The organism is Ruegeria sp. BI12, assembly GCF_056537985.1.
This window is the reverse complement of sequence record NZ_JBQFSL010000002.1, coordinates 1,065,435-1,081,600: the sequence shown is the minus strand read 5'-3', so window position 1 is coordinate 1,081,600 and position 16,166 is coordinate 1,065,435. Positions and strand designations below refer to the sequence as shown.

The following is a 16,166-nucleotide window of genomic DNA, read 5'->3' as shown; positions in this document are numbered from 1 at the left end:
GGGACACAGGGAGTCGCTTTGGTGACTAGGGTAGTTCTGCTGAAGTTCCGTTTTCCGCAGGTCGCAACATGCGGAAAACGTCCATTTGTAACGGACGCGGCGAGCATGCAAGCAATAACATGTGGGCCGCGAAAAATGGATGAGCGTGCTTCCTACACTCAAGTTTTGGCTTCGCTACCTCTTGCCCATCTGGTGGTTACCAATCCAGGCGCGCTGATCCCAGGTGGTGATTTCGCCTGTCATCCATCTCGTCACAGGTCCTTGGTCAGTCATGTTGGTTGTGAGGAAGTCGACGGTTTTCAGGATAGCGTTCTGCGCAAACTTGTACTCAAGAACCTTTAACTCGCCGCGCAGGACCTCTTGTTCCACCGAAACGACGGGTAACTCGCCCCAGCAAAGACCATCCATAACCAATGACTTTCTGGTGGTCGGGGTACTAGCGATCCAGATGTCCGGGCTGAACATGCGTTGATCCGTGCTTGACGGCTTTGAACTCTGTTCCACCACCTGGCGATATTGGGTCAGATCTTCCCGTCCCACGGTTGCCAACTTGGCCAACGGATGGCTGACATGACATACTGGCACGACCCTTTGAAAGCCGACGCCCAGACATTTGGAGTTGTGTGTATCTTTAGGTGCCCCACACATAAAAGCAGCGTCTGCATCGCCTGCCTTAAATGCCTCCAGAATAGAAGCTCTCGAAAGCTGCTCCACCCTGAGTTCGAGGCTAGGGAACGCATCATCTATGCCTAAAAGCAATCTTCGAACCCGATCCACCAACAAGCCATCTTCGATAACAAAGGAGAATTTGGGTTCGACTGACCCGCTCAGGACTTCGGCTTGCCCTTGAAGCATGTCCATGCTGTTTAGCACCGACTTTGCGTGTTTCAGCACTGAATCACCGGCTTCTGTCAACACGGGGCGATACCCATCCCTATGAAACAGGGACAGATCCAAGTCGATTTCCAGATTTGCGATCGTCGCACTGACGGCAGATTGTGCCTTGCCTAACTTTCGCGCGGCCGCCGAGAACGAACCACACTCAACTGGGGTTACAAAAGCGCGTAGTTGTTCGATTTCAGGCATTCGCAACTCCATCGGATTTTACTATGGAGTTTAACTTTCTATATCGGCTTTACCTCTTATTAAAGGTCGGCGGATCAACAGATAATTGTTTTGAGGACACACGATATGAAATCGCAATCACTACTGAGCTTGGCCTTGGCAATTTCATGCACGATTGCCGCCGGCGCAGCGACCTCGCAAACAACTGCTTGTGACACCGCTTTGGACATTGCCCTGCCAGCAATGTGTGAAGACGTAAGTGTCGGCCATCCAATTGAAGGGCTTGAGAACTTTCGTGAGCTGACAACCCCCGATGCGGGGGTTAAGCCCGGTGTGTTATTTCGGTCCGACCAGTTGGATGAGTTGTCGGATACCGCGATCGCAGAATTGAACGATCTCGGCATTGAGACGGTGGTCGATCTGCGGACCCCAGAAGAGTTGTATTCACATCCGAACGCGCAGATTCCTTCGGTGGATTTCACCGTTAGTCTGCCCATAGGGTCAGACCCGGCCGATATCGCCAAGATCATGCCTATCGAGATCGCAGCGCAGATCCGTCCGATGTGGTTTGACGGCAAGTTCAACGAAATCGATCAGCTGCTTGCGGAACACGATGTCGATCTGCGCCAGATCAGGATCGACCGCTACAGGGGCTTTGCGACCAAATTTGATCCACAGGTGTCGCGGTTCCTGCATCTGCTCACTGATGCGAACAACTTTCCGCTGCTCTTTCATTGCGCCGGAGGAAAGGACCGAACGGGATATATGGCCGCAGTCACAATGTTGATTTTGGGCTATTCTGAAGAGGATGTATTGCGCGACTACCTCACCACTAATGCCTTTACCTATGACGAATTGGAACAGCTTGTTGGAAATGGCCCACACTCCTTGCGCCCGGCTTTTGGGGCGCATCCCGAGCAAATCGAGGCGTCGCTACAGGCCGTCAAAGATGCGCACGGCTCTTTCGAAGCATACCGTCGCGATATTCTCGGTATCAGCGATGAAGAGGTCGAGGCGATCAGACAAAACCTGCTCGTTCAGAACTGAGAAACCCTTAAACCCCAGAAAAACCAAATTGAGGCCGCCGGTCCTCTGCCAAATCTGCAAGGACAAGGTCGGACGTGAGTTGTTTGGTCATTGTGCGCGTTGAGTCAGCCATGCAACGGGGCCTTCTGGGCTGGATCCGTTACTTTCGATTGCGGCAATGAATCCATTTGGCCAATGTGCCTTTGAGGCATACCTTGTGAAGGTAGTTCCCAAGTGAAGGTAAAGTTTCCATGAAGCCGCAGACGTTTGTTCTTGTTCACGGGCTTTGGCACGGCGGTTGGTGTTGGTCGCGTGTGGCCGAAATCCTGAGAAAACGGGGATATCGAGTGGAAACACCGACCAATACGGGGGTAGGGGAACGATCCCATTTGCTGACCAAGGATATCACGCTGGCAACATTCGTCGAGGATATCGTGCAACACGTGCATTTTGAGCAATTGCAGGATGTTGTTTTGGTTGGCCATAGCTTCGGAGGCGCGACCGTTACCGGCGTCGCTGACAGGATAGCAAACAAGATAGCAAAGCTGATCTACCTTGATGGTGCGATCCTTGAATCCGGTGAAACCTGGTTGGGTCTTTTGGCCCCTGAAATTGCGAAGGCGCGATCAGACATGGCGCAATCCAGCAGCGGTGGACTCACCCTGCCGCCTGCGAAACCAGGTGCTATGGGTGTGATCAAAGACGAAGACGTTGCGTTCATCAAAGACCGCCTCACGCCACATCCATTTGCCACGATGACAACCGCGTTGAGGCTTGACCGTCCTGCTGGCGATGGGATGGATGTTCACTACATCCAATGCGCTGATCCATCTTATCCACCCGCCAATCTTGCGCTCGTTCGGGCTCAGCAGAAAAACTGGCCAATTACGCAGATCGCAACCGGTCATGACGCAATGGTTCTTGCACCTTTGCTGGTGGCCGATGAGCTTGATCGGATTGCAAGTTCTGAAACGCAGCCTTCCTGTTCATAACTTGCCGTTCACTTGTCGGTGATGAAATTATTGCGCCCTGCCGAACTGCAGTCCGGCAGGGCGCTGAAGCAGGAAGTGAAATGTCAGGCCGCTTAATACCCTGCCGTGAAAGAAGCCCGTTCGAACCGCGCGTTCTGCGCTTCGTCCAGCAACGCGACAGCGAAATCCTCCATCGATATTTCCGAGTTGCCCTCTTCGTCGACCAAAAGGGTGTCGGCGCCGATCCTGTAGGTTCCACGGCGTTCGCCGGGCTGCAACAACGCTGAAGGGCTGGCATAGGTCCAATTCGCGTCGTCATTGCTGCGGCACAGCTCGGCCTGCGCGAACGAGGCACGCGCGGTGGGAACAACGCTTTCAGGCAGAAAATCCGGATCGGAAAGAACTGTATGCGGGCTTCCGCCAGGCAGGCGCAGGCGGGCTGCGCCGCCTACTATGATGATCCGGATACCTGCCCGAGAAGCGCCGTCCAAAATGCATTTTGTAAGGGAAACAACCTTGCCCTCGTGACCACTTGGGGACCGAAGAGAACTAATTGCAAGATCATGACCCGACATCGCGTCTGCAACGGCCGATGGGTCGCTGACGTTTACGATGTGCCCTTGTACGTTGTTGGGCAGCTTGGCGAGCCGCTCTTGATTTCTTACGGCGGCAGAGACCTGATGACCGCGTGCGACGGCCTCGGAGACAATGCGCGATCCGGCAGCGCCTGTTGCGCCAAAGACGATAATTTTCATTGGATTACCTTTGAGTTGCAAGAATTGAGACGGGGGGAGGGGATGATCGGGAAGAGGTTTGCCCCAGCGAGACGGCAGTCAAAACAATTCCTGCTCCAGCGATCTGCCAAATTGTAAGACTTTGGCCTAAAAGAACCCAACCGATCAGGACGGCGGACAATGGGCTGAGGAACCCAAGCGTCGAGACAGACGCCGGATTGATACGGGCAATACCGCGGAACCACAGGACGTACGTCAGAGCGGCCCCGATTATGCCCAGATAAGATACCCCGACGAGATTCCGTGCGCTCAGGACCGGCAATGGCGGCTCGAGCATTATTGCAAGCGGCAATAGCAACAGCCCTCCTGCTGTGAGTTGCCAGGCGGTAAATGTCAGCAGTTTGACCGGCGGTTGCCACTTCCGGGTCAATACCGTGCCAGCACCCATCGAAACTGCCCCGCCAATCCCGGCAGCCAGTCCAACGGGGTCCAGTGCTCCGCCACCGCCAAGTACCAGAAGGCCGACACCGGCAATACCCAACAACGCGGCAACGATTGCCGTGATCCCGATTTTGGAACCCAACAAAATCGACGCGAGAAAAACCACGAACAGCGGCTGCACTGCACCGACCGTTGCGGCGATGCCGCCGGGCAGCCGGTAGGCGGCCACAAACAGCAGAGACCAGAACAGGGTAAAGTTGAGCGCGCCAAGCACGAAAACACGGATCCACCAGACCCCATGCGGTAACTGGCGTGATAGGAACAGCAGCAACAGTCCGGCTGGTAAGGCCCGCAATGCGGCCATTGTGACCGGATAGCCTTCTGGCAGGAGCTCTGTCGTTACAAAATAGGTGCTGCCCCAGATTAGCGGTGCGATGGCCGTCAGCGCGACATCGAAACGGTGTTTCATGGCGAATCCTCATTTATCTTGACGTCAAGATAATAGTCAAAATCTTGACGTCAAGATAAAATCCGATTACCCATGAGACATGGATCATGTGGACCTTATCATTGCACAATGGAACAAGGCGCGACCGGACCTGGACGTCGGACCGATGGAAGCCATCGGCCGACTGGCACGCATTGCTGTGGACTTGCGAAGGGGGATGGAAAAGACTTGGAAGCTACACGGTCTAAACGCCGCCAGTTTCGACGTGCTTGCGACATTGCGGAGATCCGGAAAACCGGAAGGATTGTCCCCGGGCGAGCTGTTGGATCTGACGATGGTTACGTCCGGGACTATGACCAACCGGGTGGATCAGCTGGTCAAAGCAGGCTTGGTGGAGCGGGTTGTAAACCCAGAAGATGGGCGGGGGTTTCTCATTCGTCTCACCAAAAGCGGATTTGCGAGAATTGATGCCGCGGTCAGCGATCACGTAAAGACGCAACACCAATTGATGAGCGGTTTGTCTGAGGTGCAACGGGACGAGCTCAACCTACTCCTCAGAACGCTTTCTGCGGCATTGGAATAAAAGCTGGTTTGCGACATAATCCAGATCCGTCCTGACCTTAGTAAATTGGTCGCAATGATCGCGCTGTGAAAACCAAATTTAGTGCCGGATTTGGCCTTCCGCTCTACTTAATTTCAACCTGCAAAGTGCGGCCGGACCTTAAATCCCTGACGGCAGATTTCTCGGCGAAAGATGGACTGCCTAAGTGACATCCGGAGGGGTTTTCCAACCCGGCAAAAGCCCTCAATTTAGTGAAAGCTATTCCGTCCCTCGCTGAAATTGACTTCGCAGATGGATATCTGGTGATGGGAATGGAACTCTTTTGCTGAGGTGCTGCGGTACAAGAAGCACACCCATTAACGCCCAGAGAAAGTAGAGGAATGGAATTGTGTACACCACATTCCCAGCGATCATGATGAAATAGAGGTATGTCAGCAGCAAAATGAACAAGTGACGCTCGCCCACGCGTTTGACGGCGCTGAAAACGCACAGATATATGATCAACACACACCCGACCCATATGGGCATGAATAGTGCACCGCCCTCGACCATTACCGCCACCCAATCACTGTGTGCGGTTGCATCTTCGTTGTAAAAGGCGCGCACCCCCGCCATGTTTCTGGCTTGCCCGATGCCGGATCCGGTGAGGAAATGGTTTTGCATCCAATCCGAAATCAGCAACTCCCAATGCCGATAGCGCCAAAGTAGTGAATCGGTTGCCTCGACAGTTGAGGAAAAGGACGGGACCCACCCCAAGTAACTGAAAAGAGTGCGGAAAGAATCTAGTGCACGCAATACGATGCGTTCCGACATCAGAATCAACGGGCTGGCCAGTATCAAAACCGTTACAAAGAGGATCGCTCTGGGAACGATCTCACGCTTGGATGAAAGTACGTAATAAGCGCTTAGAATGGCCGCCAGAACCACGATGTTCTTCAAGGTCCCCGCCACGACCATTCCTGCGGCAATCAGCACCCCTGTTACCACAAGTTTTCGCCTACCGACCGAGTTGGGGATCAGTTGGACCCACAAGGCAACCCAACAAATCAATCCAAAACCAAGCAGATTTGACAGCACATTGGGTGTCAGCGCACCAGAGGCGCGGTCCTGTCCGTGGATATTTGCGGCGAGACCAAGATAAGACTGCCCAATTGCAATTGCTGCGTGTAACGCCGAGACAACTACAAAGCCGAACAAAAGGGAGGGCACATCGCGCTGTCCCATGGAATAGGCCATCACAAAAATGACGAACGAACCGGTAAACCGCAAAGCAGACTGAAAGGAGTCCTCAGAATGGTACTCTGTCAGCCCGCCTGTAAAGCTTGATATCCAGATCATCGCGATCCAAAGCGTCGCGGCAACAAAAGCCGTAAGGGACTTTGTGTTGAACCGAAGGCTACCTTCGAAGATCTTCACAAAGCTGACAACAAGGGCGGGCAACAGCAACAAAGCGCCCACTGCCAAGGGCAGCAGTCCTGTTGAACCTGCAAAGGCAATGATACCTATCAATCCTGCCCTATTGAGACTCATACTTAAACTGACTCCGATACGTTTCGATAAATCTTCAGAATACGCTCGGCCGCGTCCATTGGCCCGTTGGCGTGCGCCAGATATTGTGCACGCCGCTGTGCCCGATCAGCTTTCGGGTTGCGCACGATGTCTGCGATATGCGCGCAAAAGGCATCAACGTCAAATGGATCCAAAACTATGCTATCCGACACACCCTGGGTCTGCATGGGCACGTCACCAACGCGTGTTGATACCACTGGCAAACCGACCGCCAGGGCCTCCTTCACGGCGTTGGGCGAGCCTTCATGCTCGGAGGTGATAACTAACGCGTCCGCGGCATTGAAAAAGTAGGGCACCCGATCTCTGGGCTCATTACTTAGGTAAAGCGGTTCGCATTGGATGCCGTGCTCAGGCAGTTTGCCAACAATTTCTTCAAACCGGTCGAGGCGCTTTGCCGGTCTGTGGAGATTGTTGGCCGAGACGAAAAGAGGTCGGAAGGCAGACCCTTCGAGCCTTAGGACGTGGCGCGCTTGCCCTGCTTCGACGATCTGAAACTGTTCGGGATCAACGGCATTAGCAATCGTGACATCTTGCGGGCGGCGGATATCGGTGAAGCTGTCGTTTTTGAAGATGTTCACTGCAGTGCATCTGGACAGCAAACGTTCAAGGGTTTTCGAAAGACCCGTGGGGATGCGCAGGATGTTGGTTCCCCGCCCATTCAGGAAAGAGGTAACGTGCTTGTCGCGGCCAATTCCTGCGGCGACTGCAATCAGCCCGGTCAATACATGGTGCGTGTGAATGATGTCATACTGCCCCTTGAGCGAACGCAGTTTCGAAACCGCTTTAAGGTAGGCAGACTTCCCGCTGGATCCATCGATGACTTCCACGTCAATATCTGCCCCAAAGCCGCGTAGCGCTTCGATCTGTTCGCGAATAAATATCCCTTTTATCGGGTTATTTTCATTGGGCCAGGCATTGGTGACGTGCAAGATCTTCATGAAAGCCTCTTTGCAGTAGAAGGGTGGTTTTTCCGCGAGTGAACCACTGCGTAATCGGTGGCAAACAATGTGTTACTGATCATTGCTCTCAATCGTCCTGCCAATCTCCGGAGTTTAAGCTGTTCTTCAATCTCCAAAACCAGATCACCGCGATCGTGATGGCGTAGTGCAATGCAAGCCCCCAGGCAAAAATCTGGACCGTTTCCAGAACGCCCAACCCGGCCAGCGCACCTCCGGCCAATAAGCCTGAACTGACCATGGCGCGCTGCAAATGGATCTTAAGAATGGCCGCTTGACCGCCTGCGAAATTTAGAATGACCATTGCGGGATAGGTGATGAACTGGAAAAATAAGTAGACCGAAAGCGCCGAGGAAAGTTGTCCGGCAAGGCGCCATTCTTCGCCGAACACAAAACCGAAAGTGGGCTCGGCAAAAAACCACAAAAACACGGCACAGGGCGCGCCAACGGCGGCAGCGCGCAGCAGGACATATTTTATTGCCTTGACCGCCTCTTCCGAGCCACGGCGATCATGCCGAATAGAAGCCAACTCGGCATAAAGCACCCGACTAAGGCTTTGCCCAATCAAGTTAACCGGTAGCGAAAGACTCATGATAGCCAAGGATAACTGCCCTGCGGCAGCGGGTGTGTAGAGCGCCGAAACAAAAAGCACCGGTGCCTGTACACCGTAAGATGCCAGCAATTGCGCAGGCGTTCGGTAGACTAGATATGACTGGTAGCGCTTCATGGTTTTCCTGAGCCGTATCGGCGAGCGAAGCGCAGCGCGTAGATTTCTTCCGGCGCTGGAAAGGCGCCCAATATACCAAAGTCCCGCACAATAGCCCAAAAGCTGACCCAAGATCAGCCCGGGACCACTTGCAGTTAAAAAACCCAACGAGATTTTTGTACCTTCGCCAACCCCTGCCTTGGCAATCTGTGAGGTGGCGATCGAGTGATAGTCCTTGCGACGCAATGCCAGGAGCGTCAGAAGTTCGGTACACACAACGGCAATCACTAGACTGCCAGTTGCTATAGCCTCAAACCTCAACAATGGGTTTGAACTTCCGACGATCAGGAAAAATCCAAGCAGGCATAAACTGACGCTAACCACGGTCGAGATAAGCGAAACGGCCGCCAGTTCGAACGCGTGTTTCTCTGCTCGCGGAATGGGGATCGCTAAGTAAAAGCCCAAGCCCGCTGCGGGCGCTGCCGTCAGGCCGATCGCCAGGCACAGCGCCAGGATCCCATAGTCCTCGGGCGCGTAGATCCGTGTCAAAATGGGGAGGCTGAGCAGGCCGAGGACGCGCGCGCCCATCGCACCTGATGACATGCGGAGAATACCGCGACCAAGAGCGTTGACGTTCCCAATGCCCTGCCGCAGTGGCGGTTTTTTGCTGTTCATTGTTCCGATAAATGCAATTCCGATATCGGTTTGAAAGGCGGTGATGGGTCGGCCGAAACAGCGCTAGTCAATAATCTGGTTACTATGTCGAAGTTATTGCTGGCTGCTGTCAGTGTAGCTTTGCTTGCCAGTAGCTTGGAGCGATCAGCGACCGCCATTTCTGCGCTGACTTCCGGAGACAAGACAATGGCCTCTTCAAGATCAATCTTGCGATAGAAGCGGGCTGTTTTGATATGTGAAGGTGTCGACAAGACAGGGACTCCCATTGCCGAAGCGCAAATGCCGACGTGCAATTTGGTGGTCATCACAAGACCACACTCCTTTATACTGTCCAAAAAAGTGTCGAGGTTATCTTTGAAAACAACCGTTTCGTATTCTGACCCGACAATATCTTTGATAATCGGGATGCTGGCGCGTGCTTTTTCATTGTCGCAATCGATGAAAATCCGGTACCGCCAGTCGTTGCGTTTTTTTAGCTCTTTCAGCGTCTTAATAAAGAGGTCCTGACATTCAGGATCGGCAACTGCGTCTCCCATATGCACACCGATCAGATTGTCGTCGGATGAAATATGCTCGCGTTGCTGGGCTTCTGCAGAAAGGTGAGAAAACGCCAAGTCATCGCAGGTGTTTGCGAGCGATGCCTGACAATAGTCCTTAAAATACTCCAGAGATTCTGTATCGCGCAGCAAAGCCAATGAAACGTTCTGAGTAGGAATGGCGCGTACCGCGCGGGCCATCATCCCGTTTCCTAAGGGTCCAAAGCCGACGCCCAAAAAAATAACATTCTTACTCTTTGCGGCGGCTTTTAGGGCGCGGCGGTGCCGTTTGAAGTAGTTTCTGATATGCCATTTAAATTGGCCTTTGGCAGGGGGACAGAAATAGCCACCTCCAGCAAAGACTGTCAGGTCAGGCGTCTCTCCTCGCGCCAAAGGACGTGTCTCATTTTCTGGATCATAAACACTCTGCATTGCTTCGGGTAAGTTGGCCCGCAATACGTCACTGGAAGAAAATGAGTTTTTTATCAGGTTTAAAGTGATGCGCCACAGCAATACGTCGCCAAAATTTGGAGCAAAATAAGAAGCATGCAAAAGAATTTTTTTATGCCCGGTCAAGACGGTACCCCATAAAGAGCAGTTTGTTCGGGCCGGGATATAACGGCTTTCGTTCCCCTTGGACAGACGATTATCTTACAAAATTTCCGGTTTCGACGTTGGTTTAAACGCCCATAAATTTTCAGTTTGCACAACTTAGATTCAGGTCGTCACGACTTGCCTGTCGTATCATTGAAAAAGCAAAAGAATGCTGTTTAAAACAGTTTCTTTTTTAGCCAGTTCCGCGGTACCACCGAGTTAAGTTGGCCAAAGAATCCGTTCTGCGTTGGCTTCGCAGTTGCAATGCCGTGCCATCATAAACCTTGAGCCCTGCTGTCATTTGGGTATCACGCTGACGATAAGGCCGATGTCGCTGTTTGAGGCAATCAAAAAGGGCGAGAACTGCTAGCACTGCACCGCGATCCGGTTTTCGCTGCGGCACATGCCCTTAACGGATTCCAAGCAACTACAATTGAAGACGTCGATGACGTTCCGCGCTCGAATTTGCGCCCGTTCTCAAATGAGTCGGGCACAACGCCAAGCGATTGCCGTCGGTTCGTCCACTGCGAGATCGTTAAGAGCGTTCTATCCGCGTGCAACGCTCAGGTCAGCGATTTCAAACTTAAAGAACATCTCAGCTGCGCCGTTTCCGGTGCCGTTAAAGGGCGATCGATAATCCCATAAGAGTAGAGGCGCGCTCTACCCGGCAGCACCCTGTCGCCCGCGCCAATAGTCTGCGCGCCTTTGATTGTAATGCCAGTCTCATCTGCCCAATACTCCGTGGCATCCGAACTTAAATCTGGAAAACTAGTAACGAACTTATCTTCAACCTGATCATCCAAGAGATACCAGAGCGTACGCTCTCCAATTTCAGTGATGTCATATCGATTGCGACGGTTCTGGTATGGCGTTGCTACAGAGCCCAATTCGAGTTGTGCCTGCCCAAGGAGGATGCCCTTCACTCCATCACCCGTTACATCAACCCCCATATGTTCCCGGGGCTGAATCTGGAGGCTTTTGTCACCCGAACCGGTGCAGTTTAGTTGGGTTGAAACCCTGTACAATCCCCGACCGACGTCTTGTACAATTGGCGTACCCGAAAGAACCGCGCCCGTCGTCAAATCGACCTCAAAAGCACCGCGCGAGGCAGCAAAGCCACTCCCTCCGGTGAAATGAAGGATTGGATACTCAGCTGCAGCCGCAATAATAGAGAACGTAACTGTCTGCAATTCCTCGGCGGTCGTGGGTAGGTCAACAAATGTTAGACCATTTTGTCCTGCCCTTGCGGTCAGTTTAACCATCTCAAATTCTTTGGCTACTAAGGTACTGGCCGATAGAATTCCGGCATTCTCGTTCCACCCTTCGAAGGTCGGGGAATTGTCCAACAGGTTCCTGATCCCGCTCGCTGGGTGCCGCGCGAGTGTAGGTCGGTAGCCAGTATTTAAGCTTTGCACGGCATGGTGCCCAGCGATTTCACGTACTGAAAGATCCGCGATAGTGACATCAGCTGGACCAGACCGCCGTTTGATGCTGAGATACTCCACAGTAGTTTGTAGAAGGATACTGTGCCGACCAACAGTGACTGGCAATGAAGGGTTTCCGGGCATTCCGCTGATAGTCAAACTACCGAAGCCGTATGCCGCCACGGTGTATTCGACGATGTACCACTTTCCGATCGTTAGAACGTTTGCCTGCGCGACGTTTGAGTAAGAGCCATCAGGTGAATAGATGCGCACCCCTTTATCAACCAGGGCAGTGGAACCGTTTGTTGCCCAATGCGTCCCGCTCTCGCTGAAATCTCCGTCTGTAACGACATCCGGCCCGCGTACCAGGCTATCCGACTTATCCAACATCAAACCGACCCGCTGACCCGGGCCTGTTACCGGTGCGATGCCCGCACCATCTTGAAACAGAGTGCGCAAATCGGAGGGGTCGAACCACACCAACGGGTTCAGGCTACCAATCCCACGACGCGCACTGCGAACCGCCACGGATGGAATGGAGAAACCTATGTTAATCATTGTAACTGCCCATTTTAATTTCACTCATTGTTTGACACCTCGTTTCGTTGATTGAAGCCCGTTGCGCCCGGCTAAGGCCTATTGCGCGGGACATATCTTTAGGTTTCCAACATGTTGAGCATTGTAACTTCATTGCAGGAGTTTCCGCACTGCCATCAAACTTAGGGAGCAGCGTGATCAGAGATTTGGATCACACAGTTGCGCGCATTAGCTAGGTGTCGTGGCAGTTAGCCCTCGAAGTGCGGTTTCATTTCTTGGTTCCAGAGATGATTTCCGAACTTCGTTGCATTTCTGTTAGGCAATAGGTCTGTTTGGTTAGGAACAACGCAACATAGCTTGATAACAGATGCACTGCCGCCTGGGCCGAAATGAGCGAAACGCCGCGCGTGCCCTTTCTTCGCGTAGGTGATGGTCGGCTTGGTTGCCAAGCTTCGCGAGGAAAAGACCGTGACCATCGACGTGACCCAACTGACGGCACACAGGACCGCGACCAGCATGGCAGCGAAAAAGGGGGACACGACTGCCTGATTGGTAGACCCAGGGCGGCATGAACGCCAAACTGCATGTTGCCTGTGACAGCCAAGGCAAGCGCTAATGAATGCTTGCCAATGGCTTTTCAGCAGTTGCTCTCACTGAGATCGTCATCTGTTTGGTTAAGGTTTCTAACCTAAAAACTGTGACATCGACCGAAATTATCGCGGATTTGAACTAACCTTGGTAGTTTCATGGAGGTCGAACTGAAAACAGATGGACGCCAATCGCACTTTTATGAACATAAATTTCGATCAACTAGTAAGGGATCGGTTTGGGGCTATGTTTTGAAAGGAAAATTAGGCATTCAATCTTAAATTGAGTTCCTCTATTTCAGCCATTGATTTATATTCTGGCGTATCTCATCTGCTCGAAAAAAGCTGTCTTTCTCATATGGTGCAAATGAAAAAGTCTCCCATGACCGGTTTTGAAATAGCTTTGAAAGATCCTCGACGTCGAAACAGACCGGTGCATAGGAATTCTGGTGCAAAAACTGTGCGAGTTCGATTTGATGAGTATCTGCGCGTTCCAGATTTGGGACCGCGATGAAGGGAATTCGTTCCTCGAGCAAATAGTAAACCGTACCGGCACCGCAGTGCGTTATGAGAATGGCATCGCGATGACGGGACAAGAAATTTTTTTCTAGTGTGACCCAAGGATGATTGTGTGGCTGGTACGTCCCGGGACCAATTTGAGATAGAAACTCAAACTCCCCAAACCTATCGGCCAGTGTGTCCACTTTTTCAATCAAGCTATCAAAAGCGGTGGTTCCAACCGTAGTTACAAACTTCATAGCCGCCCCGAATAGCCGGCAGTGGGGAATAGTTCTAAAAGCGATTTATTTTGTACATAGAATAGGTTAGCGATCCGGTACATACACCTGCCGGTGGCCGATCTGCTGGAAAATCGGCTCCAAGTCTCCAAGTAAATCACTTTGCGCCCTCTAAGTCTGAAAACCAATGCAGGAACCACTGCAATACCTGGACCCGTTGATACAAGAACACGGCACTTAGAGGTGGCTGCTATATACAACAGTCGATTCAATGACCTGAAGGCCAAGGAAACGGATTGAAAGAACGATTTGGCTTCCTTTTCTCTCATTGGTTGTACCACGTGCTCAGCGGACGCGATGCCATTGGAAATACCAGAACGATCTACAATCGCAGTACAAAATGCTTCATCAAGCTCGAGCAACTTCACGAGGCGTGCCATTTGTTCCCTGTGCCCGCCTTCACCAAATACCAACAACACCTGATCGCCCTGACTATCTTCCTTTTTTCTTAGAAATCTTCTCACCGCCCTCAAATTCCTGACTTTTCTCAATCTTAATCAGAACTTTTTCGTCTTTAGTCAAAGTGAGGGATAGTGTCCATCGCATGCCGCAATGATCAGCCCCAATTCAGTGACCCAATTGGGGATTTTGCCTTTGGGGAAGTTGTTGTTTTTGAGGCTCAGCATGCCGCGTAGATCCCCGTTCAAACAACACCGTTTTCCCGGCGACATCGTATTTTACGCCATTCGTTGATAGCTGCGGTATCCGCTTTCCTACAGAGACGTTGTCGCTCCGCTGGCCGAACGTAGTGTCATGGTTGATCGCTCGATGGCGCATCGATGGGTGTGGACGTTTAGTCCGGAACTGACCAAGCACATCGACGTGCACCCGAAGCGTGCCAGCGACGATTGTCACGCGGATGCGCCTACATCCAGGTCTGCGGCACGTAGCAGTACTTACAGCGCCCTCAACGCGAAGCAAGTGATGGTGACCGAAGGCCTGCCGGACAACAAAACTATGTTTCTTGATGTTCCGGTTTGAATCGGTCCATTTCGGAAGACGATCCGGGCTGGTGTCCTAGTTGGCGTACTTTCCGGCCCGGAAACGCTCATCCCCTGGATAACCTTTCTTCCAGAGATGGTTCTTCACTAAACGGTCGATAACTTAGTCTGACGCAGGCAGTGCGGTGAAAAAAGTCAGACAAGTTGGCTATACTGTTGTTGATCCTGAGTTTTGGTTTTTTGGTCAGGGGCAATCTTGCTAGGTGATCCGGAAACATATACTTCCTCAATAGCGCGATCGTCTCCCATCATCTGCAAAACAAACAATTCCTCTTCAAGACTTCCAACGCGGTTCATGCGCAATTCCATGGCGGGGGTGCTGCGCGCGTTCAGAACGATGATATCTGCCTCGGTTCCGGGTTTCAGGTTCCCAATTTTGTCTTCCATCCCAAGAACGCAGGCATTTCCGAGTGTTGCCCAGTGGAAGGCCTGCAGTGGATGTAGGGCCAGCCCTTGCAATTGCAGGATCTTGTAACCCTCGTTGAGCGTCTGCAGCATCGAATAGCTGGTACCTGCACCCACATCCGTTGCAATTCCATTTGAGATACCACGCGCGTTCAGACCCCCGTGGTCAAAAAGGCCGCTTCCAAGGAACAGGTTTGATGTCGGACAAAACACAGGATGCGCGCCAGTTTCTGCCAGAGCGTCGATCTCACGTGGTTCCAGATGAATGGAGTGTCCTAGCAGTGTCTTTTGACCCAGCAAACCATAAGACTGGTAAACATCCAGATAGTCGCGCGCCTGCGGGTAAAGCTGCTTGGTAAAGGCGATCTCATCTTTGTTTTCTGATAGATGAGTCTGGATGTGACAATCCTTATGCTCCTTCGCCAGCGCCTGAGCCATTGCCATCTGATCCGGCGTGGACGTGATCGCAAACCGAGGGGTGATGACATAGCCGTTGCGACCCTTTCCATGCCAGTCGGCGATCAGGGCTTTGGTGTCATCGTACCCTGTTTGCGGTGTGTCCTGCAGCCCTTCGGGCGCATTGCGGTCCATCAGGACCTTGCCGCCGAGCATGCGCATGTTTCGTCTGGTTGCCTCGGTGAAAAAAGCATCCGCCGACGTCTTGTGGACCGAGCAATAGGCAACCGCCGTCGTCGTACCGTGGGTGACCAGCTGATCGAAGAACGCGCGCGCCATGAGCGCACTGTGTTCGTCTGAGGCAAAGCGGGTTTCTTCCGGGAAGGTGTAGTTGTTGAGCCAGTCCAAAAGCTGCGCGCCCCATGAAGCGATCACCTGTACTTGTGGGAAGTGGATATGCGTGTCGATGAAACCCGCCATCATCAGGTGGGGGCGATGGTCTGTCACCGGCGCGTCCCCGGCTTTCGCGCTGATCTCGGTAAAGGGACCGGTATCCTGGATGATCCCGTCCTGAATCAGCAGGGCACCGTCTTCGAGATACGTGTATGCGCCGGAATCTTCGCCGTTCTGGGGTTCGCGATGAAAGGTCAGCAGACGACCGCGAAGCAATCTCTGTGTCATGGAAGGTCTCATATGTTGGGGAGTGAAAACTAGGGGGCGGCTATTCGGCCGCCCC

The 16,166-nt window shown here is 52.6% G+C and carries 15 protein-coding genes and 1 pseudogene; 5 read left to right on the top strand and 11 right to left on the bottom strand.

Translation table 11 applies throughout. The features are described 5' to 3' along the window. Positions 1-174 precede the first annotated feature (174 nt). Entirely contained in the window at positions 175-1,086 is a 912-nt protein-coding gene (locus ACR0AK_RS18035; RefSeq protein WP_480794376.1) for a LysR family transcriptional regulator, read from the bottom strand. A gap of 105 nt (positions 1,087-1,191) precedes the next feature. Here ACR0AK_RS18035 and ACR0AK_RS18030 point away from each other — a divergent pair, with 105 nt between their 5' ends. Together ACR0AK_RS18030 and ACR0AK_RS18025 are read left to right on the top strand one after the other, a co-directional pair. Then, positions 1,192-2,112 (top strand): tyrosine-protein phosphatase, encoded by a 921-nt coding sequence (locus tag ACR0AK_RS18030; RefSeq protein ID WP_480794375.1) that lies wholly within the window; start codon positions 1,192-1,194, stop codon positions 2,110-2,112. Between the two features lie 230 nt (positions 2,113-2,342). Beyond that, a complete protein-coding gene (locus tag ACR0AK_RS18025) occupies positions 2,343-3,083 on the top strand; it encodes an alpha/beta hydrolase (protein ID WP_170560586.1) in 741 nt (246 codons plus the stop codon). Between the two features lie 92 nt (positions 3,084-3,175). Here the strand turns inward: ACR0AK_RS18025 and ACR0AK_RS18020 are convergent, their stop codons facing one another. Next, positions 3,176-3,817, bottom strand: a complete 642-nt coding sequence (locus ACR0AK_RS18020) for an NAD(P)-dependent oxidoreductase (RefSeq protein WP_480794374.1) — start codon at positions 3,815-3,817, stop codon at positions 3,176-3,178. Between the two features lie 4 nt (positions 3,818-3,821). After that, a complete protein-coding gene (locus tag ACR0AK_RS18015; RefSeq protein ID WP_480794373.1) occupies positions 3,822-4,706 on the bottom strand; it encodes an EamA family transporter in 885 nt (294 codons plus the stop codon). A gap of 79 nt (positions 4,707-4,785) precedes the next feature. Between ACR0AK_RS18015 and ACR0AK_RS18010 the strand changes: the two genes are divergently transcribed. Continuing rightward, positions 4,786-5,268 carry a MarR family winged helix-turn-helix transcriptional regulator gene (locus ACR0AK_RS18010; protein ID WP_170560583.1) on the top strand — a complete coding sequence of 161 codons (483 nt, stop codon included), beginning with the start codon at positions 4,786-4,788 and terminating at the stop codon, positions 5,266-5,268. A gap of 237 nt (positions 5,269-5,505) precedes the next feature. Here ACR0AK_RS18010 and ACR0AK_RS18005 read toward each other — a convergent pair whose 3' ends face one another. The 5 genes from ACR0AK_RS18005 to ACR0AK_RS17985 all read right to left on the bottom strand — a co-directional run bounded on the left by ACR0AK_RS18005 (position 5,506) and on the right by ACR0AK_RS17985 (position 12,265). Continuing rightward, on the bottom strand, positions 5,506-6,777 hold the full coding sequence (locus tag ACR0AK_RS18005) for an O-antigen ligase family protein (protein ID WP_480794372.1): 1,272 nt from the start codon (positions 6,775-6,777) through the stop codon (positions 5,506-5,508). 2 nt (positions 6,778-6,779) lie between these two features. Further along, positions 6,780-7,754, bottom strand: a complete 975-nt coding sequence (locus ACR0AK_RS18000) for a glycosyltransferase (RefSeq protein WP_480794371.1) — start codon at positions 7,752-7,754, stop codon at positions 6,780-6,782. Positions 7,755-7,842: 88 nt separating this feature from the next. Next, complete coding sequence (locus ACR0AK_RS17995; protein ID WP_480794370.1) at positions 7,843-9,153, bottom strand: oligosaccharide flippase family protein; 1,311 nt, start codon at positions 9,151-9,153, stop codon at positions 7,843-7,845. Next, entirely contained in the window at positions 9,150-10,265 is a 1,116-nt protein-coding gene (locus ACR0AK_RS17990; RefSeq protein ID WP_480794369.1) for a polysaccharide pyruvyl transferase family protein, read from the bottom strand. Before ACR0AK_RS17990 ends, ACR0AK_RS17995 begins: the two co-directional genes overlap by 4 nt. Before the next feature lie 581 nt (positions 10,266-10,846). Beyond that, positions 10,847-12,265 (bottom strand): phage head spike fiber domain-containing protein, encoded by a 1,419-nt coding sequence (locus ACR0AK_RS17985; RefSeq protein WP_480794368.1) that lies wholly within the window; start codon positions 12,263-12,265, stop codon positions 10,847-10,849. Between the two features lie 405 nt (positions 12,266-12,670). On the opposite strand from ACR0AK_RS17985, the pseudogene ACR0AK_RS17980 reads away from it, so the two are divergent. Continuing rightward, positions 12,671-12,854, top strand: a pseudogene (locus tag ACR0AK_RS17980) (IS5/IS1182 family transposase); the annotation flags it as partial. 270 nt (positions 12,855-13,124) lie between these two features. On the opposite strand, the gene pssE reads toward ACR0AK_RS17980, so the two are convergent. Together pssE and pssD are read right to left on the bottom strand one after the other, a co-directional pair. Beyond that, entirely contained in the window at positions 13,125-13,589 is a 465-nt protein-coding gene (gene pssE, locus ACR0AK_RS17975; RefSeq protein WP_480794367.1) for a PssE/Cps14G family polysaccharide biosynthesis glycosyltransferase, read from the bottom strand. Then, on the bottom strand, positions 13,586-14,092 hold the full coding sequence (gene pssD, locus ACR0AK_RS17970; RefSeq protein WP_480794366.1) for a PssD/Cps14F family polysaccharide biosynthesis glycosyltransferase: 507 nt from the start codon (positions 14,090-14,092) through the stop codon (positions 13,586-13,588). The genes pssE and pssD overlap by 4 nt, the downstream gene beginning before the upstream one ends. 289 nt (positions 14,093-14,381) lie before the next feature. On the opposite strand from pssD, the gene ACR0AK_RS17965 reads away from it, so the two are divergent. Continuing rightward, the gene (locus ACR0AK_RS17965) at positions 14,382-14,609 is read left to right on the top strand and encodes a hypothetical protein (RefSeq protein WP_480794365.1); all 228 of its coding nucleotides are present in this window, start codon (positions 14,382-14,384) and stop codon (positions 14,607-14,609) included. A 155-nt stretch (positions 14,610-14,764) separates the two neighbouring features. Here the strand turns inward: ACR0AK_RS17965 and guaD are convergent, their stop codons facing one another. Then, positions 14,765-16,111 (bottom strand): guanine deaminase, encoded by a 1,347-nt coding sequence (gene guaD / locus ACR0AK_RS17960; protein ID WP_480794364.1) that lies wholly within the window; start codon positions 16,109-16,111, stop codon positions 14,765-14,767. Between the last annotated feature and the right edge of the window lie 55 nt (positions 16,112-16,166).